We start from the raw sequence: 24,331 nt of genomic DNA on the forward strand, positions 1-24,331 counted from the left end.
AACCACGTCAGGCGTACGTGTTTTCGAGGTGAGCGACGATGTCGTCACTCTCGGCCATTCCCTCGATTCCGTGTTCGGGATCGACGAGAACCGGAACACCGGACTGACCACTCACCGATTTCACTTCGAACCGGAGGAAGCGAAAGGGGAGGACGTTGTGTGACTCGTAGTCGAGGTTTAGCTCATCGAGCTTGCGCTCGACCTTCGCACAGTACGGGCAGCCGGCGAGTCGATAGAGTTCCAACATCGAATCTTGGTACAGTGTGAGCACGGTCACATTAAAGACTCATCGCGGATCCGAACCGCGGTCGCACGAGCGTCGGTACTGTCAGGTTGTACAAACGGAGGAATTGAGATCCGCGGAAGTTGCTTTGAGGGCAACTTACTCGACACAGCAGCTCATTATCGAGGTATCGCGACGGAACGCCTGACAGGCCTGTTTGAACGCTTCACTGAACGTCGGGAACGGGTGGACGGTGTCGATGATGTCGTCGACGGTCAGGCCGAACTTCACCGCTAGCGTCGCTTCCATGATCATGTCGGCGGCACGGGGACCGACCATGTGGACGCCAACGATCTCGTCGGTCTCGTGGTGTTTCACGACCTGGACCAGGCCATCCGTGTCCTCGACTGCCTTCGCTCGCGGCACCTCGTCCATCTGGACGGTCCGGCACGAACAGGTGCCGTGTTCGTCCATGTACTCCAGCTCGGTCGTCCCGACAGAGGCGACCTCCGGGCTGGTGAACACGACTGCTGGCACCGTATCGTAGTCGATCGTGACTCCCTCGTTGTCTTCTCGCGGGCTCTGCCCGCTCGAACGGCCCGCGGAGCGTTGCTCCGCGCTACCGAAGGCGTTCTTGATGGCGTGGTTGCCTTCTTTTGCGGCAACTGTCTCCAGTTCTGGCTCACCGATCACGTCACCGGCCGCGTACACGTCCGGGTTCGTCGTCTGGAAGTGCTCGTCGACAAGGATTGCCCCGTCGTCGTTCGTCTCGACCCCGACTGTCTCGAGGCCGATCCCTTCGCTGTTCGGGGTAACGCCAGTCGCGACGAACAGCGCGTCCCCGGTGACCGTGCGCTCGGTGCCGTCGACAATCGTCTCGATAATTACGCCTGACTGTCTCGTGTCAGCGCTTCTGTCGGGCGCTGGAGTGCCGACGCGCTGGAAGTCGTTACCGGTGACCACCGCGATACCCTCTGCTTCGAACGTGCGCTGTATCTCACGACCGAGCTGGCCTTCCATTCCCGAGAGGACGCGCTCGGAGCGCTGGAGAATCGTGATGTCGACGCCGACCCGGTGGAGGATCTGTCCCCATTCAAGCGCGATGTAACCGCCACCGATGATGACGATGTTCTCGGGGAGATCGCGTTCCTCGAGAATGGTTTCGCTCGTGTAGTAGTCGACATCGTCCAGCCCGTCGATGGGTGGTGCCCAGGGTGAACTCCCCGTCGCGACTAGCATTTTATTGCCGGTGATCTGGATCCTCTCGTCGGGGCCGTCGACGATCTCGATGGTCGTGTCGTCAATCAGTTGGCCGTAGCCCTCGTAGATATTCGTCTCGAAGTGCTCGGCGACGTCGACGTAGTTCTCCTGCCGGAACCGCTCGACCAGAGCGTCGGTGCCGTCGAGTGCCTTCGCCCAGTCGACTGTCGGCTCGTCGTCGCTGTATCTGACCGCCTCGAACGGATTCTCCTGCGGTGCGGCAGCACTCTCGCCGACAGCGAGGAGATGTTTGCTCGGGACACAGCCGACGTTCACGCACGTCCCGCCGATTGGGAGTCCTGTATTCACCATTGCTGTCGAAAGCCCTCGTCCACTCGCTTCCGTGATGGCAGCAAAGGCAGCGGCTCCGCCGCCGAGAATCACGAGATCATACGAATTGTTCTCCTCCATCTCGTCACAGATTTAGAACGCGAAGTAATTGTACTGTGGAGTCCAAAGCTATGGAGTAGGTCGGAGGCCACGAAGCTATGGCAGATTCAACATCATCACCCGCCCCTACGTGCGATGTCGACGGAACGTGCTACTGTCCGCTGACCGGTGTCATCGACACGCTCAGCCAGAAATATGCGATGCAGCTGATTAGCATCATTGGCGCTCACGAGTCACTCCGGTTTGGGGCGATCGAGGAGCACCTCTCGAGCGCCAGTACCTCGACCATCTCGAAACGGCTCGACGAATTCGAGGAGGCCGGACTGGTCTCTCGGACTCAGTATAACGAGATTCCACCCCGCGTCGAGTACTCGCTGACCGACGACGGGGGCGAGGTGAGAACTCGGCTCGAACCCCTCTTGGAGTGGGCCTCGACGGACGAGTGATTGATGACCCGCGAACGGTTGTGTAACCGTGTTGCATCTCCGGTAGTCGGTTAAGATGATTCCATCCCATTCTCTGATATTGATGCCAGACCAGTCGTCTTTGTCCACTCAAGCACCTTCGGCTGCCCTCCACGACCTCCCGCCGAGTGCAAAACTCGTCGCGAAAACACTCGAATATGAGGGCGATAGCACCCAGTCGGCCCTCGCCGAGTCGACACTTCTTCCAGCGCGAACCGTTCGCTATGCACTCACCCAACTCGAAGAGAACGGGCTCGTCAAGTCACGTATCTCGTTTATGGATGCCAGGCAGCGTATCTATTCACTTGAAGCGAATCTCGACTGAAATACAGACCTCGCTATTCACAGTATTCCGGCCCCGCCGCCTACCAGACGGATTCCCACCACGGTAAGCAGTCCCAGCACGACGAGTCTGCGAGAGCGCTCGCTGGCGGTGATTCGAAGTCGCTTCCCGACTGCGACTCCGATGACGGCCGGGATGGCAGCGACGACGGACGCGAACAGGACAATTCCGCTCGGATATAGCCCGAACAGCCCCGCCACACCAACGCGGATACCGTTGAGTCCCAGGAATACGAGCGCGACGACGCCGACGAATAATCCGTGTGAGAGGTCGAAGCTCCGAAGATACGCGATGAGCTGTACACCGACGTTCGTCCCACCGAACAACAGTCCCGAAATGCCGCCGACACCGAGCATCCCAACTCGCGTTTGAGCGAACGTACCGATCCCACCTGCCGACCACTCTGGGAGGGGGATCCGTCGCTGAGCGGTCGCGACGAAGCCGAGCGTCAATACCCCGAGGCCGACACGCAGGGGGCCCGTCGGAATACTACTGAGGACGGCCATCCCGACAACTGTGCCGACCAGTGCTGCACCAATGAGTGGTCCAAACCTTCGACTACAGGTTCGAAGCTCTTCCCGGGAGAGATCACGTACCAGCGAAAGATTCACCGCGAGAATGGGGATAATCATGAACACGACTGCCGTCGCCGGATCGATTACTGTTGCAAGCGCCATTGTTCCGACGAGGGCGAATCCGAAGCCAGCCAGTCCATTCGTCGTTCCGGCGATCAGAATAACGAGCGTCATCAGCCCGACTGTCGTCCCCTCAATAGCTGCAATCATCCGTCAGTACTCGTGAATTGCTCGTAGAGGACTGGGAGCGTTCCGTAACTGATGGCGTTTCGAACCAGGGCCTCGGTCGTTGTGTATTCATCAGTTCCGTGTGCTGTCTGGGTGCCGACGCCGAACTCGACCGTGGGAATTCCGTTGTGTCGGAGGACCTTGGCGTCGCCACCACCAGTCGCACTCCGTCGGTAGACCTGGTCGTCGACGACATGTTCGGCTGCCCGGGCGCTCGCTTCGACGATGGGACTCCCGAGCGGTTGGTACGACCCACGGGTCCAGGAGATGTCCACAATCTCGATACCATCCATCCCGGTCAAGCAGTTCCGTATCCCGCCGAGTGCCTCTCTGGTATCGACACCGGCGGTCAATCGAATATCGACTCTCGCACACGCCGAGGCCGGCACTGTGTTGATCGCCGTTCCGCCCTTGATGATGCCGAGATTGATCGTCGGGTACCGGTACAGGCTGCGGGCAGCCTCGCCCCCGGCCTCCGGCTCGTAGAAGTCGACGGACTCCTCGATAATCTCGTCCATCGATGAATCGACCGACAGTTTCTCCTGTCCGAAGTCGTGTCGCAGCCGCTCGATTGCATCTGTTAGTCGGTCAACCGCGTTCTCCCCGATCATCGGCCGTGAGCCGTGGGCAGCAGTGCCCGCCGCTTCGAGCGTCAGCCAGATGTTCCCACGGTCGGCAACAGAGACGGAGTAGCGCCCGTTCCGGGCAGTGGTTTCGCCGACAACGCAGGCGTCGGGGTCGAACTCCGTCGTCTCTAACACGGTCGTCAGGCCGGCGTCACCGCCCGTCTCCTCGTCGCTCACGAACGCGAACTGGAGTGTCACTGGTGGCTCCGTTCCGGTGCGAGCGTAGGCGAGTGCGACCTGCACCATCGCGGCGACGGCGCCTTTCATGTCGGTCGTCCCGCGGCCGTAGATGCGTTCGCCGTCTCGCTCCCCCATTGGATCGTACGACCAATCGCTCTCGTCGAACGGAACGGTATCGACATGGCCATTGAAACACAGTGTGCGATCTCCCCGGCCGGGAAGCGTGGCGACGAGGTTCGGCTTTTCGGGGTCGACTTCGAAGCGCTCTACGGACAACGAAGGTTCCTCGAGCGTATCTTCGAGCCACTCGACGACATCGATCGTTCGCCCGGGTGGATTCTGTGTCTCGTAGCCGACGAGCGTCTCCGTGAACTCGAACAGCTCTGTACGATTGGCGGAGAGGTACTCGGCGACAGGTGTGGGCAGATCAGGCGTATCCATAGTTGGTCAGAGACACTCGTTAGCTCAGTTCTCGCACCCACTCTTCGAGGGTGAAGTCGTCGTAGGGGGTGCGATCGACGACGGTCCACTCATTCGCATCCCATTCCGGGAAGTAGGCGTCACCGTCGTATTCACCGGGTATCCGGCTGAGCACCATCCGGTCGACGACGGGCTGGAACAGGTCGTAGATGCCTGCCCCACCGATGACGTAGGCGCGGTCGGACCCAAGCGACTCGACGGTTGCGACCGCGTCGTCGATGCCTCCTGCGTGGTGTGCTGATTCGACGTCGTATTCGGACGCTGATCGGCTCAATACGATCTGTGCCGTTCCGGGCAGGTCATCACGCATCGAGTCGAACGTTCGACGACCGAGGATGACGGGCCAGTCTGCGATCCGCTTTCGGTACTGTCGTTTGTCGGCCGGGATGCTCGGCCACGGTAGTTCGCGGTTCCGGCCGATAATGCCGTTCTCTGCCACCGCAGCGACTGTGACCAAGGTCGTCATTTTGCTGCTACTCACAGTCCAGTTCGCAGTCGTAGGACCTGCTGTATATCCAATACCCCTCTTTTGTGGGCGACGTCAGTGTCGCGTGTTCGACGGTCAGTTTCGGATCTTCGTCGTGGTCGAACATTTCCATGAAACGCCACTCTCCGTCGGGAGCGGAGATATCGACACGATACTGCCACACGCTGATTCGTCGCTCGTCCACACGAATCGCATACGAATCCGCGATGACATCGTTTCGATCTGGGGTCGACCCCGGCGGAGTAGTACTGCTGACCATACTCGAATTAGTAGGAGAACAAAATAATCGGTATCGGGCGTCGCCGACGAGCAGGCACGTCTGCGATAGTTTTATATTCACCGTTCAGTCCCTCGGCCAATACCGGCGTACTCGACACCAGTGAGGTCGGCGATGTCTTTCTTCCAGGTCGTCAGATCACGGCGTTCGAACCCGGAGAGGCTATCGTGTCCACAGGCACGGGCCATCACCTTCATCAGTTCGACGGTCGCTTCGAAGAAGTTCTGCAGCCCGTCGGCGGCCGAGTCGATGACGAGCCGGTTTCTGAGGTCCTCTCGTTGGGTGGCGATCCCGACCGGACAGTTGTTCGAGTCACAGGCCCGCATCCCGAGACAGCCGATAGCTTGCATCGCGGAGTTCGCGACCGCGACCCCGTCGGCGCCGAGCGCCATCGCCTTGATGAAGTCAGATTCCGTCCGGAGGCCGCCCGTCGCGATGAGCGTCACATCCGACCGGTCGCGCTCGTCTAAGTGGCGGCGGGCACGCGCGAGCGCTGCCATCGTCGGGACGGAGATGTTGTTCTTGAACACGTCCGGCGCGGCGCCGGTCCCACCGCCTCGACCGTCTAGAATCAGATAATCGGCACCAGCCTCCAGTGCGAAGTCGATATCCTCCTCGACGTGCTGGGCGGAGAGCTTGAATCCGATCGGGATGCCGCCGCCGACGTCGCGTACCCGGTCAGCCATCTCGGCGAAGTCCTCGGGCGTCCGCAGGTCGTCGAACCGCGCCGGGCTCACAGCGTCCGTTCCCGGTTCGAGATCACGAACCTCGGCGATCCGGCCCTGTACCTTTTCGCCCGGGAGGTGGCCACCGGTTCCGGTCTTCGCGCCCTGGCCGGCTTTGAAATGGAACGCCTGGACCCGTTCGACGAGGTCGATGTCCCAGCCGAACTTCCCAGTCGCGTACTCGTAAAAGTACCTGGAGTTGACCTCTTGTTCTTCGGGGAGCATCCCGCCTTCACCGGAACAGATGCCCGTGCCGGCCTGGTCTGCCCCTTTCGAGATCGCGATCTTCGCCTCCTCGCTGAGCGCACCGAAACTCATGTCGCTCACGAATATCGGGATGTCCAGCTGGAGCGGGTTCTCCGCGTTTGGTCCGATCACGAGCTCCGTGTCGACTGGAACCTCGTCGTCGAGTGGGGTACGTGCGAGCTGGGCAGTCAGGATCTGGAGGTCGTCCCAGGACGGGAGCTCCGAGCGCGGAACGCCCATCGCCGAGACGTCACCGTGTTCACCGATTCCCTCGGGTCCCTTCTGGGCGAGGCTCTGGATGTAGTGTGTGTAGGGCTCGTTCTCGTAGTCGGGTTCGCCGTAGAACTCGGGGGCGACCGAGCCGCCCTCAATGTCGTCGGTGGCTCCCTGCATCGCCCCGTCGTCGCCGTCGCCAGCTTCAGGTGGATCGTACGGTTGTGGATTCTCTTCCGCCCACGCCGCGACTTCTGACGCGTCGACGAAGACGGCATCGTCGTCCTCGTCGACCCACGCGGTGAACGTCTCGAGGACTTCCGAATTGTCGTACTCGCTGACCCCCGTGTCGTACCGGTAGTCCCAGCCGTGGACACCGCAAATGAGGTTGTGGCCCTCGACGTGGCCGTCGCCGAGGAGGACCCCCCGGTGGAGACACCGACCGTACAGAACCGACACCTCGTCTTCGTAGCGAACGACCACGACGTCGACGCCCTCGACACGGGCGTGTGTCGGTTCACGATCGGGAAGTTCGCTCCAGACGGCAACGGACTGTCGTCGGCTATCAGATGGACTCATTGAGTTGTCTTCTCGCTAGGGTGATATTTGAGCCCACTGCGGGCGTGTGACTGAGCCTACCGGTTGCGAAAGTCTAGTACTGCAGGTTGGCGAATGGACCCGCAAACGACTACAGGTGACCACTCGTACACGACCGGCGACGACGGCACTCGATTCTACTGTTGGCTACCCTATAGTGACCTACAGCTGTATTGGATCTGGTGTTCGGGGGCTATCGACCGGGACAGGAATATAAACGTGTCTGCATCTGGCGCGAGGACTACATTCTCTCCCGTTCCCGTCGTAAATAATACGAGCGGTGTCGTCGGTATGCGTGTTCGTTACACGGTAACACGAACAATGGAAAACTATGAATCGACGTGATACACTGAAAGCGATCGGTGTCGGTGCATTGCTCGGTGCTAGCGCTAGCACCGCGACTGCGGCCCCCGGTGGCCGGCAGGGAGGCGGCGACAACCCCGGCCGCGTCGGAGCGTACAACGGACAGAAGACACTCGTCCCACCGAATCTGGGGGGGATTCGACCACTTCCTTCTCTTCGTCGCCGACGCCGAACCGTTCCCCGACTGGAACGGACTGGAGCAGGCGGAGTTCTTCAACCGGGAGATCATGGGACGAAGTACCCAAGAGATCTTCGAGGTACGTAAAGAGGCGATCGACTTCCACTGGGAGCGGTTCGGGATCGACTTCCCGTACCCCGAGACCGAGGCGGATCTGTTTGCCCCGGTGGATTCACAGGGCGACATCAACGCGACGTTCGCTCCGAGTATGCTAAATCCCGGTCGAGGGTACACCGCGTACGTCGTCTCCGGCAAGGGGATGCCGAACACCCACGGCGACGGGATGACGAATACGGATACGAACTCGACCGGAAAGGTTCGTGACGGGAGTTGGGGTGCCAGCCTCAACGAGGCGACCGAACTCGGCGGCACCTACGGCGCGACCGGCGAATCAGCGGTCCCGGCCGGGGCAGCGGTGACGTTCGGTGACTACAGCATTCGGATGGGTGACAACGAGGACCCGATCGAGATACGGTTCTTCTCCGAACATCCCATCGTCGCTGCCGGACGGGCCCCGTCGGCGTTCAACTGCGACCTCCACCACGAGGAGTGGGGTGCAGGGCAGGTCCACGGCACCTTGGGCGGGACGATGGGGACTGCTCTCAGAAACGTGCTGACGTTCCCGCCGTCGCTCGACGGGTAGGGTCTGTCAGTACCTCTTTTCGAGGCTACTCGAAGATGTCGTCGCTCTCCCCTCGGAGGATTGTTTTCACCGCCAACACTACGCCGACGACGATCGCACAACGGACCACTCGTTCACATGCTCACGTGTCCGCTCCGAACAGGGCTTCAATCACGACCCTCCGATCGCTCAGATCGGGTCCGAGTCAGTGAGGATCTCGACGAGTGCGGGTCCGTCGTGACCGATGGCTGTCTCGAGAGCCTCGTCCAAGGAATCTGAGTCCTCAACGCGGATGCCGTGGCCCCCACAGTTCTCCGCGAAGTCGGCGAAATTCGGATTGACGAGGTCTGTCTGCCAGACGTCCCAGCCGCCGGTGCGCTGTTCTTTGCTGATCTTCCCGAGTTCGTCGTCGTTCAGCAGGACGTGTGTAATATCCATGTCGTACTTTACGGCGGTGGTGAACTCGCCCATGTACTGGCCGAACCCGCCGTCGCTAGAGACTGAGACCACCGTTCGACCGGCAAACGGTGACTCCGGTTCCTGTGTGGCCGCCCACACACCCAGTGCGGCCGGGAAGGCGAAGCCGATCGACCCGAGGTAGCCGGACATGAGTACGGACTGCCCTTCAGGTTCGAAGTACCGCCCAAAGGCGTAGGTGTTGTTTCCGACGTCGACGGGGACGATGGCGTCGTCGGGAACGAGCCGGGTCATCGCGTCGAAGGCGGTGGCATAGTTGACGCCACGCTCGGGCGTATGGGCACGCCGTGTCGCCTTCTCCTCGCGCCAGAGTTCCCACCGGTCGGCGAGTTCCTCACGCTGACTCTCCGCCTCAACATCGTCGATGCGGTTGAGCAGTTCGTCGACGGTGACTCCGATCTCGCCCCACACGGGAGCGTCGATACTGTGGAACTTCCCGAGGGTCATCGCGTCGTAGTCGACGTGAATCGTCGGCTTGTACTCGGCAATCCCCGTGTGGTTCGAGAAACTCGCGCCGAAGACGGCCAGCAGGTCCGCCTCGTTCATAAAGTGGCTCGCGATGGGCGTCCCGCTCCGGCCGAGGACTCCTCCGGCAAGCGGATGCGAGTCAGGAATCTGCCCTTTGCCCTTGAACGTCGTCAGGACCGGACAGTCGAACCGTTCGGCGAGGTCGACGATCCCGTCCATCTCGAAGCGCGCCCCGTGGCCGGCGATGATGACCGGCCGCTCGGCGGTTTCGAGCAGGTCCACAGCACCCTGGAGCGCGTCCTCTGGCGGGCTGATGTCCCGCTCGGTGATACGCCCCTCGGGATCACCGGGTTCGACTCCCTCCGTAGACTGGGTCTGTATCTCGTCCGGGAAGATCAGGTGCGAGACGCCTCGTTCGAGGATTGCGGTCTTGACGGCGCGGGTCGCGAGTTCGGCATGCTGGCTGTCCGGCAGGACGGTCGCCTCGAACTCGGCGACGTCACCGTAGGCGGCTTCGAGGTCGACTTCCTGGAAGTTGCCCGTGCCGAGCACTTGCGACTCGACCTGGCCCGTGAGCGCGATCGTCGGCGATCCGTCGACATTCGCGTCCCACAGCCCGGTGAGCATGTTCGTCGCGCCAGGGCCGGCGATGGAGAAACAGGCCGCCGGACGCCCGGTGAGTTTTCCGTAGGCCGACGCGGCGAACGCGCCAGCGCCCTCGTGACGGACACCGTAGTACGCGAGGTTCCCCTGGTCGGCCTCACGGCGGAGCGCGTCGGCGAGGCCGAGATTCGAGTGGCCGACGATGCCCCAGACCTGCCGGACGCCCCAGTTGACAAGTGTCTCGACGATGACGTCCGACACTGTCCGCTCGTGGGGCTCCTCCTCGGGAAAGCCGATGTAGATGCCGTCGTCGCGTTCCTCGACCGGAAACGTCTGGACGCAGTCGTCGTGTGGACCGGGGGTCTCGCCGGTCAGCGGGTCGAAATCCCACCCATGCCACGGGCAACGGAGCCAGCCAGTCTCGATCGAGCCCTCGCCGAGGGGACCGCCCTGGTGGGGACAGTTGTTATCGAGCGCAGCATATTCACCGTCGTGATGGGTGACAGCGACGGTCGTATCGCCACAACTGACAGCCTTGACTCGGCCCTCAGGTAGTTCACCGGGAGAAAGTGCCTTGTACCACGTCATGTCCCCGTGTGGCGTGTTCGGGGACGAGTTTGCGCCCATGTAATTGCGACCCGTGGAGAACGGGCTTAATCACGCCGCGCGGTTTACATTCTGTTCCAACCCACCACAGTATTTATATACTAATTGCTGAGGGATGTCCCGTTCTCCCTCGCTCGAGTTCAGGAGAATTCGATCTCGAAGCGAGTTCCCCTGCTTCGGCATCACAGACGGTAATTTCCCAGCCGTGCGCCTCGGCGATCTCGGCGACGATAGCGAGGCCGAAACCAGTTCCGTCACTGGTCGTCGTATGTCCCCACTCGAATACGGTATCTCGCTCGTCCGCTGGGACCCCTTCGCCGTCATCTTCGACGCAGAACCCGCCACTGTTGTCTCTGTCGAGCGTTCAGACACGGACGGTGACGGACGTCCCACCGTGAGTGTGTGCGTTCTCGAGTATCCAAGCAGGTTACAGGCTGCGGGATTGACACCGAGAAAGGATCCGATCTCTAGGTCGACGACCATCACTGCGTCGTTGTTGTACTGGAAATCTTGCGATAAGGCTCTTCAGGAGACGAATCCGTGGCCGCGGACGTACTCGCCGAAAGGTCGCTCGGAGGACCATCATGATCCCGGTCATCGGTCATTTTTTAGCGTGGGCACGGATGTCTTCTGCACATATAATACACGCTGCGGTGTGCAATACACCCGAACCCTCTCGTGAGTTTTTATTTACGTTGATTAGTACACCAGCGTGATGGGTACGGAGTCACAGAAACAGGAACCGACGAAGACGAGTCGCTACCGTGTCCTCCTCGTTCTTGCTGTTGCCGAACTGCTAGCGATGACGCTCTGGTTCAGTGCATCAGCGGTCGGGCCGGAACTCGCGGCGCTCTGGGATCTTTCGAGCGCTGAGACAGCATGGTTGACGAACGCGGTGCAACTCGGATTCGTCGTCGGCGCCGTGCTTTCTGCGACACTCACCCTCTCGGATACGATTCCGCCGCGGTACCTGTTTGCTGTCTCAGCCGCCATCGGTGCGGGAGCGACTGCACTTATTGCTCTTGCCGCGTCGTCGTTCCTCCCGGCCGTTCTGTTACGGTTTCTCACCGGTGTCGCACTGGCCGGTGTGTACCCGACCGGTATGAAAATCATGGCTGGCTGGTTTCGGGAAGGACGCGGGTTCGCTATCGGCACGCTTGTCGGCGCACTCACGATCGGATCGGCAATGCCGCATCTGCTTCGGGCGATCGGTGGCGTCGGGCGTCCGCGACTCGTCTTACTGGGTGCGGCTGGGCTCGCAGCAGTCAGTGGTGTGCTCGTTCTCTTCGTGCGCCCGGGTCCTCACCAGGCTCCGGCAGCCCCATTCGATCCTGGAGCCGTTCGGCGGATGCTCGGTGACCGCGGAACGATGCTCGCTAACCTCGGGTACTTCGGCCACATGTGGGAATTATACGCCGTCTGGGCGTGGATTCCCGTATACCTGGCTGCGAGTTTCGCTGCCAGCGGCGACCCGGCACCGACACTCGCCGCGCTGCTTGCGTTCGGAACCATTGCAGTGGGGGGTATCGGTGCCGTCGTCGCCGGTGTGTTTGCAGACCGAATCGGACGGACGACCGTCACGAGCGGAAGTATGATTGTCAGCGGCACAGCCTGTATTGGTGCCGGCTTCGTGTTTGGTGGGTCCCTCCCCATCCTTATTCCATTCCTGTTGATTTGGGGGTTCGTCATCGTCGCTGATTCCGCACAGTTCTCGGCGGCCGTCTCCGAACTCGCCGAGGACAGTTACGTCGGATCAGCTCTGACGCTGCAAACTGCCGTCGGCTTTCTCCTCACGGTGGGGTCGATCCAGGTCACACCGATTGTTGCCGGTGTCGTCGGCTGGCAGTGGGCCTTTTCGCCACTGGTAATCGGACCCTTCGTCGGGACAGTCGCAATGCTGTGGCTCCGACGGCTTCCTGAGGTAACTGCACTAGCTGGCGGTCGTGGGTGACCCCCGAAACGGGGATACGGAGGAGAGTGTTCGTGTCGTGACGGGACCGAGACGTGTGTCGACGTTTCGAACGTCAGAACGTGATGACTTCGTAGCCGTCGTCGACGAGCGAACGGATGCTGGGGTGGCCGTCGTGGTCGTCGAGTCGAACCACGCCGGAATCATTCACTGCATCATCGACACCGAACGCCCCGGAGCAGTAATCACACGCGGACGCGTTATCCTTGACAGCCTGATAGAGTTCGTGGGGGTCACTGTCCGGATCTTCGAGTTCGGGAATCCACTGGGTGCCGGCACCATCGAAGATGAGTTCCACCTCGTCCCCGTCAGTCTCGGCGAACTCCTTCGCCGTCTCCAGCCCATTAACGAGGTAGCCGAGGTTCGCATGTCCTTCTGTTCCAGCGAGAATCACAACTGCTGCTTTTTGCCATTGCATCAGTCGGTATAGCCCCGGAGAGTATAGTCCGTCTGCGGCCGTGCAACGACGATACGTCTGTGAACGTGATTTATAGATCAGCGTATCGGTTGACAAGACCCAAGACACCGAAATCCCTCACATAGTGACCGTCTCGGACAGGTTTTGATGATGGAGATGCGGTCACTCGGATAGTACACCCGTTTGCTCCGTCTCTGTACTGTCCTCTCGGTTAGCGAGGACGTATGCTTCGAGGCCATCGAGGACTTCCTCGAACGTACTCCGGAAGCGAGATTCCATCACCAATTTCGCCATTATAGTCCCGACGAATCCGTACTTGGGTTCGAACGTGGCGGCCATCGTGACCGCCGCTGCATCACCACGCTCCTCTACACTGATCTGAACCCGATTCCGCTTCAGTGGCATACTGCCGACATCGATGAACTCCACCGTATAGTTCGATCCAGGACTGTATTCGACGATCTCCTCCTCGATACGACCACCATCTTCGAATACACACTCGCGGGTCGCGCCGACACCAGTCTCCGGACCGTTGATGATCTTCGATGTCGCAACGTGTGGGTTGTACGCCGAGACGCGGCCGAACTCATCGAGTGCAGCCCACGCGTCTTCCGCGGGGACTGAAATTACCTTCTCAACACTGACAGTGTGCATGTCTCAGTGAACTGCCTCGGGGTCAAGCCCCAAGGCTTCCCGTGGATTAATCAGACACTCCCCTCCAACCATTGGCAAGGTTGCCTCGAACGGTCGGGTGGGTCACGGTCGGGGCGTCCACAGCCCCCGATGCCCGCCGTCGCACCTTCCGAACTTGGGGAAGGCTGTTGAGAGCAGGCACATTCCAATCCTGATACTTCTCGAGGCTTTTCACGGCGATGTTGACGCTTGCACCACGGTCGCTGTGGTCTTGATGAGAACACGACCGACACTTGAACCGCTTCTTGTTCCGGTTCGCTCGCTCCGTGTGACCGCATATCGGGCACCGTTGACTCGTGTACTCGGGATTAATCCAGTCAGTCGGGATTTCCTCGAATGCGGCCTTGTAGGACGTATAGAACTGAAGAACGCGGAACGGAAGGTGGTGCAAGCGTCGGTTCATCCGCGTGCCGTAGTCGATATGGTCGCGCATCTCTTTGAGGTCTTCAAAGACGATGCACGGTTTCTCGAACTGCTGGCTCCACTCCACGACGTGCCGAGACACCTTGTGGAGGCGGTCGCGGACGACCCGTTCCTCACGTCCTTTGAGCGTGTTATGCATACTCGACTTCCCTGCCTTCTGCACGCGTTTTCGTATCGTGAAGTAGCGGTGGCGTTCGAACTTGATTTCGGGGAAGTCGATGACCAACGAGTCCTCGACGCCATCCTCGGAGAGGGCGGTAAGCGCCACGTTATCTTCATTCACGTCCACACCGACGACCGTCTGCGAGTCCTGCTTGTCTCGAACGGTTTGCTCGGTGTTGCGGATGTTGACGTGGAGTTCGGGGTCACCGTCCCGCCAGAGGGTTTCGCTGGTTGTGACCTTCCACTCGTCACTCGCGAGTGCGGTCTTGAGGAGGTTGAGGTGGTCGTCACTTCCTTCGAGGACGCCTTTGACGTGGTTGTACGGCTTCGCGCTGATGCGAAACGCCACATCCCCGTCGTCGGTGAGCGACAGGGTGTACCCCTCCTCGTAGTTGGCTCGAAGTGGGTACGTACCGTCCTTTGTGTGACTCGGGCGTCCGAAGTCATCGTACTCGTAGTAGTTCTCTATCGCCCCGAGTGCCTTGGCGACGATCCGTTGGGTTGTGTTCTTCACGAGGTTGGCGCCGTCTTCGAGGCGAGGCGAAATCGCGTGCCAGTCCACGCCTTGATTGGAGAGACGGATGGTTTCGTTGTACACTCGGCGGGATTCGAGCGTAGCATCGTACAGCAGGCCCTCGTTATCACTCCGGATATCAAGCTGGAAGTCCAGAGTCTTCACGAGGGCCTTGTCGTCCATTTCTGGGGCATTCATTGCTAGGTTTGTATCAGTCATAAGCCCGCGCCATGCAGGGTGAAAGTGAAACCCTATGTCGGCTTCACCCTCGGGGTCAGGCCCCGAGGCACTCGCCTTGAGTTATCTGTAGAGCAATCTTCCCGATATAGCGCTATCCTGGTAGTGCAAAAAACAAACACAGGGAGAGCGGGGAGACCCGTGACATCACCGACCCCACGTGGCAGATATCCTCTGTAGCAGTGGTACTCTGAGGAGCGAGACTCCGATCCGTGTCGAGAGCTAAGTTTGCGAGAACTCGTCGATCTCGTCGAGAATCTCGTCGATTTCGGGTCTATCGAACGTCGACGACCCCCGGTGGACGTACACGACTTTCGGCTCCGTACTACGTCTATCGATGATAACCACTTCGGGCATCCGACCGAAAAAGTCAGAGAATCGGCCGAGGAGGCCGAACCGAACCGGCTGATCGTACGCGTCTCCAGCTTCCGCGTTCGGGTCCGCCAATAACGCGTATGGTAGATCGTACGTCTCCTGCCACTGTTCGACGCGTTCGACCGGCTCCGGAACGATCGAGACGACTTCGGCATTGCGCTTCCGGAATTCTTCGATGCGATCTGCGAGTTGCTGGACCTGTTTCCGGCAGTTCGTACAGTAATAGTCCCGCTGGAAAAAGAGGACGACGAACGAGACGTCTTCCGAAAGCGCAGAGAGGGTGAACGGATTCGGTCCGACAGACACGTTCGGTAGCGAGAAATCTTGGACTTGCTCGGTCATGTGGTACGGTGTTTTTCGGTCGTCAAAATGGTGGTGATGGCTACTCCACGAACTTGCCAGCCGCTCTCGTCCAATCCCATGAGTTGTGTCGTATCTTTGGCGTCGCGTCGTCCGGAATCGCGTCGTACGAGCGCAACAGTTCACGGATTCCTGAGCCCCCACCGAAATCACCGCGGAACCACAGGAACACGCGCGGCACGAGAACGGTGCCGGCGTCTGCATCGTATTCTACTGTCGCGTCGAGGTAGCTACGGGTTGCCAGGTCCAGCTGCTCGTCGACACGATCTGGTTCGTACGCGCGGATCGCTGGACAGCTCTCGGCACCGCAGTTCAGTGCGAAGTGGATTCGTGGGTCACAGCCGTCGAGCCGGTAGCGCCGCTCGAAGTTCGTGACGTTGATTTTCGGTAGATATCCCAGTCCGTACTTCGAGCGGCCACCACGCAAAAGCCCGTTCTCGATGCGGTCCAGCGGCAGCGAAGTGCCACCGACCGTCACTGCCGGTGCGTGAAAGAACCGAACGAATCGGAGCGGGCTCTCGTATAGGTCGGGGCGCTCCTCGAGGAGGAGCTGGGTTCCAGCGTTGTAGCAGTTGAGCCAGAACGCCAGCCCGGTTTGTCGGTCCTCACGGATCTGGCGGAGATCGGCGTCTGTGGCTTTGGCGAGCGCGGTCCTGTACCGTTCGGTCGAGTCTCCGCGCCTGCACGCGACGAGCAGGTCCTGTGCGAGTGTCGTCGGTGAGCCGTCTCTCTCCGGCGCCGACGATGTTGCCTGCTCTGTCGAACGTGCCATAGGACTTCTCCGGCACCATGTGGAAAAAGGGTTGTGCGCTGTGGCAACCCCTGTGTCCAACGGCGATACCCGCTCCCGCTCTGCTATTGCACACCCGCGGCATGTTTATTGGAGAGTATTCCGCGTTTTAAGTGTGAAGAGTAGTGACACGCTCGCGACAACGACGAGTCTTTGCCCGGACTGTCTCGAAGAGGTTCCCGGTCGTTACGAAGAACGCGATGGAGGCGTCTTCCTCACCCGAGAGTGCCCGGATCATGGTTCGGCCAGTCGGCAGGTCTGGGGGTCACTAGACCACTGGGAGTGGGCTGCCGACTTCGGCCCGAACCCGGAGTACGACGGCGGCGGTTTAGCCGTCGATCCCGACCACGCCTGTCTGGCGGTCGTCGAAGTCACGGAGGGCTGTAACCTATCGTGTTCCTACTGTTTCGCTAGTTCCGGTCCCGGCGGCGCACACCGTTCGATCGATGAAATTGAGGCGTTGCTGGATACTGTCGCTGACGCCGGGGGTCGACCGATACAGTTCTCCGGCGGTGAACCCACGATCAGAGACGACCTGCCTGATCTCGTCGAGCGTGCTCGGGGCAAAGGAATCGATCACGTCGAGGTGAACACGAACGGAATCCGATTGGCGACGGAAGACGGCTACGCGGAGGTGCTCGCCGACGCAGGCGTCACCGCGCTATACCTGCAGTTCGATGGTCTGACGAGCGAGACCTACGAACAGATCCGCGAGGTTGACCTCGTCGAGGAGAAACACGCGGCGATCGAGGCCTGCCGGGCCGCGGACCTATCGGTCGTTTTGGTTCCGACAGTCGTACCCGGAGTCAACGACCACGAGATGGGTGACATCGTCCGATTCGCGCTCGAGAACAGGGACGTAGTCCGCTCGGTCAACTTCCAGCCGGTGGCGCACTTCGGCCGCTACGAATCGAACGATGGCCGGTTCGCTCTCGACGACGCCACGCGGCTGCTGGCCGAACAGATCGAGACGCTTGAGCCCCGAGATATGTTGCCCGCTCCGTGTTGTTCGGCGTACTGTCAGATCGGGACCGCCTTCGTCCCCCGGGACACGGACCCGACCGACACAGGCGACTCCGGAATCGATCGATCAGATGCGTGTGGCTGTGGCGACGAGTGCGCGGACGCTGACTCGTTCGTCCCGCTCACACAGTACATAGATGACCGGCTCTGGGACACCCTCTCCGGAATGGTCGACGAGGGTGACTACATGGAACTGCTGGCTGGCACCGCCGCTGGGGAGGAGTGGGCCTGTAAGACTGCCGGCTGCTGTGGAATCGACGTTCCTGGTGGCGTCGAGGGACTGTTCGACGAGGTCGTTCCGGTGTCGTTCACGGGGTTCATGGACGCCGACGCGGCCGACGTGAACCGACTGAGCAACTGTTGTATCTCGGTTCCGACGATGGACGGCGAGTTGGTCCCGTTCTGTGGGTACAATATGACGACCGAAGATGGCGAGTACGCGCTCCGAAACCGCAACGATTGGGGCGGTCGGAGCACGGTCGAGGATCCGCAGACATCGAGTGATACCGCTGTCGGCTATCAGGCCGACGGGACGGTCACGGACGGGGGATGCGTCCCTGACGAGTGCGGAGACGGGTGCGACTGATGAGTGGACTGTTCGACGCTGCCCTCGCGAACCCGTGGGGAACTCTCGACACAGTACTCGACGGGCCGCTCCACCCGGGCGGGACTGAAGCGACAGCTCAGCTGCTCGACCGAGCTGATGTCGGCTCAGGAACACGGTTGCTGGACGTCGGCTGTGGCGCCGGCGACGCGCTGACGGTTGCCCGCCGGCGCGGTGCCGACGCCTTCGGTGTGGATTCAGCCCCGTCATCGAACACTGATCGGGTGGTCCGGGGCGACGCGACTGCGTTGCCCATCCGGGACGGAGCTGTAGATGTCCTGCTCGCGGAGTGTGTCCTCTGTCTCACAGACTTCCCCGTCGCACTCGGGGAAGCCCATCGCGTTCTGGACAGCGGTGGTCGGCTCGCGCTCTCGGACGTGATCGTCGACGGCGAGGGGCCCGTGGTTCCGGACCAGATTGCTGGGGCGTTCTGTCTCGACGGCGCACGGAATCGTGATCAACTGATGATGCAGGTGACGGACGCAGGATTCGACGTGAAGACGGTGTACGATCACCACGATGATCTCCTCGCGATGCGTGACCGAGTGGTCGACCGCGTCGACTACGAAGGGATACTCGGTCTGCTGGGCGAGCGCGGCCAGCGTGCCCTGAACGCGATCGAGGAACTCGAAACCGCGGTCGAAGCCGGACGCGTGAGCTACGTCTCTCTCGTCGCCAGCGCGTAACACGGGTGGTCCGTGAGCGTTTTGACATCCTCCCCGCGCTAATGCGCGAGGATTCCCCGAAGGGGATATTCAGGTTGCGCGTTTCCTCGGTTCTCAAGTACGCTTTCGCGTGGAACCTCAAAGGTAGCCACCGAGTTGTGACCAATGGTGTGCGTTCCAGCGCGTGTAGCCCTGTCAAGGGGGCCTTCCTCCCCGCATACAGCGGGCGTCCCCAGAAGTCGAAGACTTCTGGTGTGCGAACGAGACGCAGAGCGTCTCGTCAACGACGGCGGGTTCTTCAGCCCGCGAGGTAGCACGGTTCGCGTCAGCCGAACTGTTACGCCGTGCATGGTTCACCCTCCCGTTGTGCGATATTCTCCGACGCGTTCAGGTCGGCGTGGCGTTCCCGACCGCACTCCAAACACGAAAAGTGGTCGCCATCACGGGTTCCCATCGAACCACACGCCGAACACCGCTGGCTGGTGTAGTAGGCGTCAACCTTCTCGACGCGGATACCAGCGCGTTCGGCTTTGTACGTGATGAACTGTTGGAGTTGGTGGAAGTACCACGAGTGGACACCCGACCACGAACTGTTCTCGCGGATCCCTTCGAGGTCTTCCATCCGAATAATGGGATTCTCGAACTGTTCCGCGAACGTGATGAGACGACGGGAGAGTTTGTGATTCAGGTCTTTGATTCGACGCTGTTCTTTGTCACCCACGCGGTTACGTGCGCGAAGCGCACCCGCTTCCGAAAGCGAATCGCGTAGGGAACGATATTTGCGTCGAACGTACTTCGCCTCACCACCCGACACCAGCATCGACTCGCTCTCACCGTAGGCCGTCACAGCGATGATGTGTCGTTCACCAATATCGACGCCGATGGGTGTCTCACCCGACGTGTCGGCGTCGTAGTTGATGTTGAACGTACAGTACCAGTCGTCGCCACGGCGGTACACTTGAAGTCGTGTCTTCTTCGCGTCACCCTCTATCAGTCGGCCTACGGGGTCGGCGATGTCGTCGTACACTTCGATGGGCGTGTACCACCATTGGGAGACGCACGGGAAGCCGACGACGACTGTACCGTTTTCGGTCGTGTCGAGTTCCCAATTCTGGTTGTTGACGGCGAACGGTTGACTCTCTCGGTAGTGAACTTCTCCGTCCTTGTTGTGGTCGGATTTGGCCTCTCGAATGGCTTGGTTCTGGATGGCCGAGTAGAGGTCGTTGTCGATGCTGGCTGTGGTCACGGATTTGTCGAAGTTGCCGTTCTCCCATCCGTCGATACAGAACTGCTTGGTGTCACGGTAGAGACGAGTGGCGTGTTGCCACTCTTTGCGTCGTGAGAGGGATGGGTTGTGGAACTTTGCGGTGACAGTCACCGTGACCATTACAATTGTAATTAGACGTGCTATCGGAAGAAGGCATTGGAATATCAGGGCGTGCTATCGTCGGTGACTAGTGGAGGGTAGTGTCGGATTCATCCCCGCGCTACAGCACGGGGCTTTCTCCTTGCACTTCCGTAATTTGGTAGTCGGACTCAATTGGTCCAGGAAGGCCACTTACTCGGGGTCGATGATCTCTCCACAGGCAGGGCATTCGGCAAAGACACCGATAGTACTGTCTGACCGTTCGTACGTGATCAGCTCGTCTATCGGCTGGGTATCGTGACCGCAGTTCGGGCACACGCCGAGGCGTGAATCGTCGCTCATCATCAAGGGGCGGGAGCGTGTGACAGGACAGCCCGTTCAGTAGTCAGGTGAAAAAGCGCATAAGCATTGGCCGGGTCTGCAATCTCGTTCCACAACAGCACTGAGAAATGACTGACGTTTGTACTCAGTAGTCCCGTTGTGGCTGCTTCTCACGCGAGTCTGTAGAAGCTCTTCGGGCCGTGGTCATCTTGCCAGACGAAGGCGTAGAGTCGTCGACTCGTCGGTCATGAACGACCCCACTCGCACAGATCGGACACCACGTGACCGCGAGGGGACGGAAGCCGGCGGTTGAGTTTCCGCGCGAGCCCGTCTCCCGTTCGGGTCGCTCACCGTCTTCGAGTACGCCGTTGACGATCTCGTGATAAACGAACTATCTGGCCCGACTGTATCGCTCGACGTCCCGTCCGGTATCGACGCCACGACCGGCAAGCCGCTGGGCGAAGCAGTTGCGCCGGATCGCACGGTCACACGCGCACTTCCCAAAACTGGGCGCCCGGTTCCCTCACAGGGGCCATCTATCTCGTGGATATCAGTATCTCCCGAACAGTCTACGACCGACTCGATATCGAGTACGAACTTCCGCTCGGAGACGACGACTGGGTTCGACTCGAACAGCAGGCCGATCTTCGCTTCTGTGTGACACTGGTGCACGCCCCCCGCTTCTTGAAGTCCGTAGTCGTGTTATCTGTTCGCATGATCAGGGTCGGGCAGAATGCACCGGATTTCACGCTTCCCGGAGCAGCTGCAGGAACGATCGAAACGCACGGCCTTTCGGAGTATACGGATCGGGGCTGGGCAGTGGTTCTCGTCTTCTATCCCTTCGATTTTCACCCGGCGTGTACCGACCAGTGGTGTTCTCTCCGGGATGCCGACTGGCTCACGCTTCTGGACGACGTGGTCGTCCTCGGGATTGGATCGGACGGAGCCTACGCCCACCGCGAGTACGCGGCCAAGCACAATATCCAGTTCCCTCTCCTGTCGGATACCGATGGACAGGTGAGCCAGGCGTACGGGGTGTTAAAAGACGAATTCGAGGGGCATCGCAACGTCCCAAGTCGCGCAACGTTCGTCATCGATCCCGATCGAGTTGTCCAGTTTGCGTGGTCAGCACGCAGCCCTGAGGAGCAACCCGATCTCGACGCGTTGCGGAAAGCGACGAACTGCTGTGACGACCGGTGTGCGATCGACGAGTCCGAGGAGTCGGTCTGACGCCGCGCGCCCCCTGCGAACGGTTATCTCATTCTCCGTACGTGTGGAAGTCGACGGCCTGTTCGAGCAGTTCGTCCGGGATTCCCGGGACCTCTTCAGAGCGGACTGGTCCCTGCTCCTCGAGGAGGTCGGGGTCCCGTGGGAAGTCTCGGAGCTGGAAGTGAACGTCGATGCCGGCTTTTGCGCCCTGACCGAGCGCGACCGGTATCTGATTGTGCCCCGGCGTACAGTCACCGACGGCGTAGACCTCCTCGACCGACGTCCGCCCGTGGTCGTCCACCTCGATCGTGCCGTCGTCGTTGATGTCACACCCGAGCTCCCTGGCGAGCCCGTTGTTGTACTCGGCGCCGTACATTGCGAAGCCGCCTTTGTACTCCCGGACAGTTCCGTCCTCGAACTCGAGGGCTTTCAGCCAGCCGTCCTCGCCGTTCTGGACCCCCGAGACGTCGTCGTGTACGACGTCGATCGGATGATTCTCGAGCATCTCGGCGGTCTTCTCACTCCACTCGGGGTCGTTACCTCGGGTGAGCAGGTCGACCTCGTCGGTGAAATTCAGCATGATACCCGCGACGTGGGCGGCGCTCTCGGCGTGTCCCATCACGTACACCGACTCGTCGACGAACATGTGGGCGTCACAGTGCAGACAGTAGTGGAGGCCACGCCCGGTCCGGGGGAGTGGCGGCTCCGGTCGAACGTCGTTGAACCCGGTCGCGAGAACGACACGGTCGGCTTCGTACTCCGCGCTGTTACCCGATAGTCGGATGCCGTCCGAGTCGGTCCGCGCACAGGTCGTGACCATATCGCGGTGGATATCACACCCGTACGCTTCGAGTTGTTCTTGACCGATTCCGAGAAATTCCGCCCCACTCGTCTCCTCTTTCACGCCGAGGAGATTGTGCACCTCCTGCATCATCGCCGCCCGTCCACCACCACGGTTGACGACGGCCGTATCGTGTCCAAGTCGCGTGCTGTAGAGGGCTGCCGTCATTCCAGCGGGCCCCCCGCCGACCACGACGACTTCGTATTCGTGCTTCTCTGTGGAATCTGACGCCATATGCGAGGTGTCTCGGTCGAATAGCAAAAGTCCCGCGTCGTCGCACTCGGGAATCGTAGGTGCCCTCACAATCGATGGCCGCACGCGCAGTTCCCGATACAGTAGGTCGTCTCAGGTTGCTCGGCCGAGATGCCGAGTCGAGCTATTGCGAGAGCCATTGCAGCCGACGGATCGCTCTGCGGCCGGACCTGAGCCGAAGTCGCCCCGTACGGGCTCGGCCCGACGCTGATTCGCGTAACTACCTCCCTACGCTCGTGATCGATCACCGCCACCTCGTCAGCGGTCTGGACGGGAACGTAAAGCTTCGTCCGTGAGGGGTCCCACGTCCCGACGAATGCTGATCCACCAAGGTCGAGTCGCGTGGTCACAGTCCCGTCCGTGAGGTCGACGACGGTCACGTCGTTCGAGCCCGGCGTGAACACGTATCCTGTCTCGGAGTCCGGACCAATCTCACTGGTCAGCGGTCGTCGTCCGAGTCCGTCCTCGACCGTCAGTCGACCCGTCTCACTCGGTGCGGCTGGATCGTCGAGGGTCCAGATACTCTCGCTACCTCCGTTGGCCTCGTTGTGTTCGACGAGCAGGGTTTGCCCGTCCGGTGCGACGGTCCCCATCCACGGTCGGGCAGGACCGTCCTCGACTGGTTCTACGTCTACCTGAGTAACGATCTCGAACGGTTCGACGGATAAGACGGTCAGTGTATCTCCGAAAAGATCCGGAACGTACGCATATTCACCGTCAGGGTGTATCGTGACGTCACACGGGCCAGGACCGTCTCTCTCACCACGCCCGCCCTCCAGGGCCCGATCGATTACTGCGGTAACCTCACCGAACGTTTCCGATGCCGAATCGGCGTCGAGCCGGAACTGTCTGTGACTGGGTTCTCTGGCGCTGACGATGACGTGGCGTCCGTCGGGCGTCTGTTCGAGCCAGTTCGCGCCGGATCCCGTCTCGACGGCCGCCGTCTCCGAGAACGATCCGACTGCGAGGCCTCGAACCCCACGACCGACGTTGAGCCACAGCGAGTCGTCCAGGTCGTCAGTCAGGCCCGGGGTGTACTGATTCGAGGGAAACGATGACGAGAGGTCGATAGCTCGTGTCTCGACGAGTTCGTCACTCTCGGGATCGATCAGACTCGCCGTGCCGTCGCCAGTGTTGAAAACGAACACCGTTGGCTGTTCGGCGGGTTCGCTGCCGCCATCTCCACCGACGCATCCCGCCGTCGCCACGACTCCGGCAGTTGCGCTCCCAGCGAGTAAGTTTCGACGAGACACCCCTTCCGCAGAGGTGGGTGGATTCCGTCTATTTGGATAGAGAACGGTATCTGTATCCTCTCCAGTCATGTTCATCCATTCGCTCCCAGCGTAATAATCAACCCTGACAGAAACACCGGCACTGACCGGCCACGTGAGTGCAGGCAGATCAGCCCTCGGTTACACATATTCCCAGCCTCATTCCGTCTCTCCATGTGACTCTATCAGACTCTCTGTGGTGGCACT

24 protein-coding genes and 1 pseudogene are annotated in these 24,331 nt (G+C 60.6%); 8 read left to right on the forward strand and 17 right to left on the reverse strand.

The window, feature by feature from the left end:
• Window positions 1-7: 7 nt before the first annotated feature.
• Complete coding sequence (locus WDJ58_RS24665) at window positions 8-247, reverse strand: glutathione S-transferase N-terminal domain-containing protein (protein WP_338918251.1); 240 nt, start codon at window positions 245-247, stop codon at window positions 8-10.
• 135 nt (window positions 248-382) lie between these two features.
• Window positions 383-1,894 carry a mercury(II) reductase gene (gene merA / locus WDJ58_RS24670; protein WP_338918252.1) on the reverse strand — a complete coding sequence of 504 codons (1,512 nt, stop codon included), beginning with the start codon at window positions 1,892-1,894 and terminating at the stop codon, window positions 383-385.
• 77 nt (window positions 1,895-1,971) lie between these two features.
• On the opposite strand from merA, the gene WDJ58_RS24675 reads away from it, so the two are divergent.
• Together WDJ58_RS24675 and WDJ58_RS24680 are read left to right on the forward strand one after the other, a co-directional pair.
• Complete coding sequence (locus WDJ58_RS24675; RefSeq protein WP_338918253.1) at window positions 1,972-2,319, forward strand: winged helix-turn-helix transcriptional regulator; 348 nt, start codon at window positions 1,972-1,974, stop codon at window positions 2,317-2,319.
• A gap of 82 nt (window positions 2,320-2,401) precedes the next feature.
• On the forward strand, window positions 2,402-2,662 hold the full coding sequence (locus tag WDJ58_RS24680) for a MarR family transcriptional regulator (RefSeq protein WP_338918254.1): 261 nt from the start codon (window positions 2,402-2,404) through the stop codon (window positions 2,660-2,662).
• 17 nt (window positions 2,663-2,679) lie between these two features.
• Here WDJ58_RS24680 and WDJ58_RS24685 read toward each other — a convergent pair whose 3' ends face one another.
• The 5 genes from WDJ58_RS24685 to WDJ58_RS24705 all read right to left on the reverse strand — a co-directional run bounded on the left by WDJ58_RS24685 (window position 2,680) and on the right by WDJ58_RS24705 (window position 7,296).
• Window positions 2,680-3,465 (reverse strand): sulfite exporter TauE/SafE family protein, encoded by a 786-nt coding sequence (locus WDJ58_RS24685; protein WP_338918256.1) that lies wholly within the window; start codon window positions 3,463-3,465, stop codon window positions 2,680-2,682.
• The gene (locus WDJ58_RS24690) at window positions 3,462-4,730 is read right to left on the reverse strand and encodes a M20 family metallopeptidase (protein ID WP_338918258.1); all 1,269 of its coding nucleotides are present in this window, start codon (window positions 4,728-4,730) and stop codon (window positions 3,462-3,464) included. The genes WDJ58_RS24685 and WDJ58_RS24690 overlap by 4 nt, the downstream gene beginning before the upstream one ends.
• Before the next feature lie 19 nt (window positions 4,731-4,749).
• Window positions 4,750-5,235, reverse strand: a complete 486-nt coding sequence (locus WDJ58_RS24695) for a dihydrofolate reductase (RefSeq protein ID WP_338918400.1) — start codon at window positions 5,233-5,235, stop codon at window positions 4,750-4,752.
• Between the two features lie 7 nt (window positions 5,236-5,242).
• Complete coding sequence (locus WDJ58_RS24700) at window positions 5,243-5,440, reverse strand: hypothetical protein (RefSeq protein ID WP_338918259.1); 198 nt, start codon at window positions 5,438-5,440, stop codon at window positions 5,243-5,245.
• A gap of 152 nt (window positions 5,441-5,592) precedes the next feature.
• Entirely contained in the window at window positions 5,593-7,296 is a 1,704-nt protein-coding gene (locus WDJ58_RS24705) for a glutamate synthase-related protein (RefSeq protein ID WP_338918260.1), read from the reverse strand.
• A gap of 608 nt (window positions 7,297-7,904) precedes the next feature.
• Between WDJ58_RS24705 and WDJ58_RS24710 the strand changes: the two genes are divergently transcribed.
• On the forward strand, window positions 7,905-8,498 hold the full coding sequence (locus tag WDJ58_RS24710; protein WP_338918261.1) for a hypothetical protein: 594 nt from the start codon (window positions 7,905-7,907) through the stop codon (window positions 8,496-8,498).
• 168 nt (window positions 8,499-8,666) lie between these two features.
• On the opposite strand, the gene WDJ58_RS24715 is transcribed toward WDJ58_RS24710, so the two are convergent.
• Together WDJ58_RS24715 and WDJ58_RS24720 are read right to left on the reverse strand one after the other, a co-directional pair.
• Window positions 8,667-10,652, reverse strand: coding sequence for a thiamine pyrophosphate-binding protein (locus WDJ58_RS24715; RefSeq protein ID WP_338918262.1), 1,986 nt, complete (start codon window positions 10,650-10,652; stop codon window positions 8,667-8,669).
• Window positions 10,653-10,725: 73 nt separating this feature from the next.
• Window positions 10,726-10,989, reverse strand: a pseudogene (locus WDJ58_RS24720) (sensor histidine kinase); the annotation flags it as partial.
• Between the two features lie 357 nt (window positions 10,990-11,346).
• Here WDJ58_RS24720 and WDJ58_RS24725 point away from each other — a divergent pair.
• The gene (locus tag WDJ58_RS24725) at window positions 11,347-12,582 is read left to right on the forward strand and encodes an MFS transporter (RefSeq protein ID WP_338918264.1); all 1,236 of its coding nucleotides are present in this window, start codon (window positions 11,347-11,349) and stop codon (window positions 12,580-12,582) included.
• 73 nt (window positions 12,583-12,655) lie between these two features.
• Here the strand turns inward: WDJ58_RS24725 and WDJ58_RS24730 are convergent, their stop codons facing one another.
• The 5 genes from WDJ58_RS24730 to WDJ58_RS24750 all read right to left on the reverse strand — a co-directional run bounded on the left by WDJ58_RS24730 (window position 12,656) and on the right by WDJ58_RS24750 (window position 16,554).
• Entirely contained in the window at window positions 12,656-13,018 is a 363-nt protein-coding gene (locus tag WDJ58_RS24730; RefSeq protein ID WP_338918265.1) for a hypothetical protein, read from the reverse strand.
• 162 nt (window positions 13,019-13,180) lie between these two features.
• A complete protein-coding gene (locus WDJ58_RS24735; RefSeq protein WP_338918266.1) occupies window positions 13,181-13,672 on the reverse strand; it encodes an SRPBCC family protein in 492 nt (163 codons plus the stop codon).
• Between the two features lie 46 nt (window positions 13,673-13,718).
• Window positions 13,719-14,993 (reverse strand): RNA-guided endonuclease InsQ/TnpB family protein, encoded by a 1,275-nt coding sequence (locus WDJ58_RS24740; RefSeq protein ID WP_338918267.1) that lies wholly within the window; start codon window positions 14,991-14,993, stop codon window positions 13,719-13,721.
• A gap of 276 nt (window positions 14,994-15,269) precedes the next feature.
• Window positions 15,270-15,764 carry a peroxiredoxin family protein gene (locus WDJ58_RS24745; RefSeq protein WP_338918268.1) on the reverse strand — a complete coding sequence of 165 codons (495 nt, stop codon included), beginning with the start codon at window positions 15,762-15,764 and terminating at the stop codon, window positions 15,270-15,272.
• Window positions 15,765-15,804: 40 nt separating this feature from the next.
• On the reverse strand, window positions 15,805-16,554 hold the full coding sequence (locus WDJ58_RS24750) for a DUF547 domain-containing protein (RefSeq protein WP_338918269.1): 750 nt from the start codon (window positions 16,552-16,554) through the stop codon (window positions 15,805-15,807).
• A gap of 52 nt (window positions 16,555-16,606) precedes the next feature.
• On the opposite strand from WDJ58_RS24750, the gene WDJ58_RS24755 reads away from it, so the two are divergent.
• Both WDJ58_RS24755 and WDJ58_RS24760 read left to right on the forward strand, forming a co-directional pair.
• Window positions 16,607-18,181 (forward strand): radical SAM protein, encoded by a 1,575-nt coding sequence (locus tag WDJ58_RS24755; protein WP_338918270.1) that lies wholly within the window; start codon window positions 16,607-16,609, stop codon window positions 18,179-18,181.
• A complete protein-coding gene (locus WDJ58_RS24760) occupies window positions 18,181-18,885 on the forward strand; it encodes a class I SAM-dependent methyltransferase (protein ID WP_338918271.1) in 705 nt (234 codons plus the stop codon). The genes WDJ58_RS24755 and WDJ58_RS24760 overlap by 1 nt, the downstream gene beginning before the upstream one ends.
• A gap of 316 nt (window positions 18,886-19,201) precedes the next feature.
• Here WDJ58_RS24760 and WDJ58_RS24765 read toward each other — a convergent pair whose 3' ends face one another.
• Window positions 19,202-20,251 carry an RNA-guided endonuclease InsQ/TnpB family protein gene (locus WDJ58_RS24765; RefSeq protein ID WP_338918272.1) on the reverse strand — a complete coding sequence of 350 codons (1,050 nt, stop codon included), beginning with the start codon at window positions 20,249-20,251 and terminating at the stop codon, window positions 19,202-19,204.
• Between the two features lie 679 nt (window positions 20,252-20,930).
• Between WDJ58_RS24765 and WDJ58_RS24770 the strand changes: the two genes are divergently transcribed.
• Both WDJ58_RS24770 and WDJ58_RS24775 read left to right on the forward strand, forming a co-directional pair.
• Window positions 20,931-21,212, forward strand: a complete 282-nt coding sequence (locus tag WDJ58_RS24770; protein ID WP_338918273.1) for an NAD(P)H-hydrate epimerase — start codon at window positions 20,931-20,933, stop codon at window positions 21,210-21,212.
• The gene (locus WDJ58_RS24775) at window positions 21,095-21,781 is read left to right on the forward strand and encodes a peroxiredoxin (protein WP_338918274.1); all 687 of its coding nucleotides are present in this window, start codon (window positions 21,095-21,097) and stop codon (window positions 21,779-21,781) included. Before WDJ58_RS24770 ends, WDJ58_RS24775 begins: the two co-directional genes overlap by 118 nt.
• A gap of 28 nt (window positions 21,782-21,809) precedes the next feature.
• Here the strand turns inward: WDJ58_RS24775 and WDJ58_RS24780 are convergent, their stop codons facing one another.
• Entirely contained in the window at window positions 21,810-22,835 is a 1,026-nt protein-coding gene (locus WDJ58_RS24780; protein WP_338918275.1) for an NAD(P)/FAD-dependent oxidoreductase, read from the reverse strand.
• 65 nt (window positions 22,836-22,900) lie between these two features.
• Window positions 22,901-24,061 carry a YncE family protein gene (locus WDJ58_RS24785; RefSeq protein ID WP_338918276.1) on the reverse strand — a complete coding sequence of 387 codons (1,161 nt, stop codon included), beginning with the start codon at window positions 24,059-24,061 and terminating at the stop codon, window positions 22,901-22,903.
• Window positions 24,062-24,331: the final 270 nt, after the last annotated feature.

The organism is Salinirubellus litoreus (assembly GCF_037335815.1).
In the GTDB taxonomy this organism is placed as follows: Archaea; Halobacteriota; Halobacteria; order Halobacteriales; family Haloarculaceae; genus Salinirubellus; species Salinirubellus litoreus.

Bases quoted from the DNA above. Each gene is read 5' to 3' on its own strand.
- WDJ58_RS24665 (WP_338918251.1), bottom strand. From the start codon at position 247: ATGTTGGAACTCTATCGACTCGCCGGCTGCCCGTACTGTGCGAAGGTC.
- merA (WP_338918252.1), bottom strand. From the start codon at position 1,894: ATGGAGGAGAACAATTCGTATGATCTCGTGATTCTCGGCGGCGGAGCC.
- WDJ58_RS24675 (WP_338918253.1), top strand. From the start codon at position 1,972: ATGGCAGATTCAACATCATCACCCGCCCCTACGTGCGATGTCGACGGA.
- WDJ58_RS24680 (WP_338918254.1), top strand. From the start codon at position 2,402: ATGCCAGACCAGTCGTCTTTGTCCACTCAAGCACCTTCGGCTGCCCTC.
- WDJ58_RS24685 (WP_338918256.1), bottom strand. From the start codon at position 3,465: ATGATTGCAGCTATTGAGGGGACGACAGTCGGGCTGATGACGCTCGTT.
- WDJ58_RS24690 (WP_338918258.1), bottom strand. From the start codon at position 4,730: ATGGATACGCCTGATCTGCCCACACCTGTCGCCGAGTACCTCTCCGCC.
- WDJ58_RS24695 (WP_338918400.1), bottom strand. From the start codon at position 5,235: ATGACGACCTTGGTCACAGTCGCTGCGGTGGCAGAGAACGGCATTATC.
- WDJ58_RS24705 (WP_338918260.1), bottom strand. From the start codon at position 7,296: ATGAGTCCATCTGATAGCCGACGACAGTCCGTTGCCGTCTGGAGCGAA.
- WDJ58_RS24710 (WP_338918261.1), top strand. From the start codon at position 7,905: ATGGGACGAAGTACCCAAGAGATCTTCGAGGTACGTAAAGAGGCGATC.
- WDJ58_RS24715 (WP_338918262.1), bottom strand. From the start codon at position 10,652: ATGGGCGCAAACTCGTCCCCGAACACGCCACACGGGGACATGACGTGG.
- WDJ58_RS24725 (WP_338918264.1), top strand. From the start codon at position 11,347: ATGGGTACGGAGTCACAGAAACAGGAACCGACGAAGACGAGTCGCTAC.
- WDJ58_RS24730 (WP_338918265.1), bottom strand. From the start codon at position 13,018: ATGCAATGGCAAAAAGCAGCAGTTGTGATTCTCGCTGGAACAGAAGGA.
- WDJ58_RS24735 (WP_338918266.1), bottom strand. From the start codon at position 13,672: ATGCACACTGTCAGTGTTGAGAAGGTAATTTCAGTCCCCGCGGAAGAC.
- WDJ58_RS24740 (WP_338918267.1), bottom strand. From the start codon at position 14,993: ATGGACGACAAGGCCCTCGTGAAGACTCTGGACTTCCAGCTTGATATC.
- WDJ58_RS24745 (WP_338918268.1), bottom strand. From the start codon at position 15,764: ATGACCGAGCAAGTCCAAGATTTCTCGCTACCGAACGTGTCTGTCGGA.
- WDJ58_RS24750 (WP_338918269.1), bottom strand. From the start codon at position 16,554: ATGGCACGTTCGACAGAGCAGGCAACATCGTCGGCGCCGGAGAGAGAC.
- WDJ58_RS24760 (WP_338918271.1), top strand. From the start codon at position 18,181: ATGAGTGGACTGTTCGACGCTGCCCTCGCGAACCCGTGGGGAACTCTC.
- WDJ58_RS24765 (WP_338918272.1), bottom strand. From the start codon at position 20,251: ATGGTCACGGTGACTGTCACCGCAAAGTTCCACAACCCATCCCTCTCA.
- WDJ58_RS24780 (WP_338918275.1), bottom strand. From the start codon at position 22,835: ATGGCGTCAGATTCCACAGAGAAGCACGAATACGAAGTCGTCGTGGTC.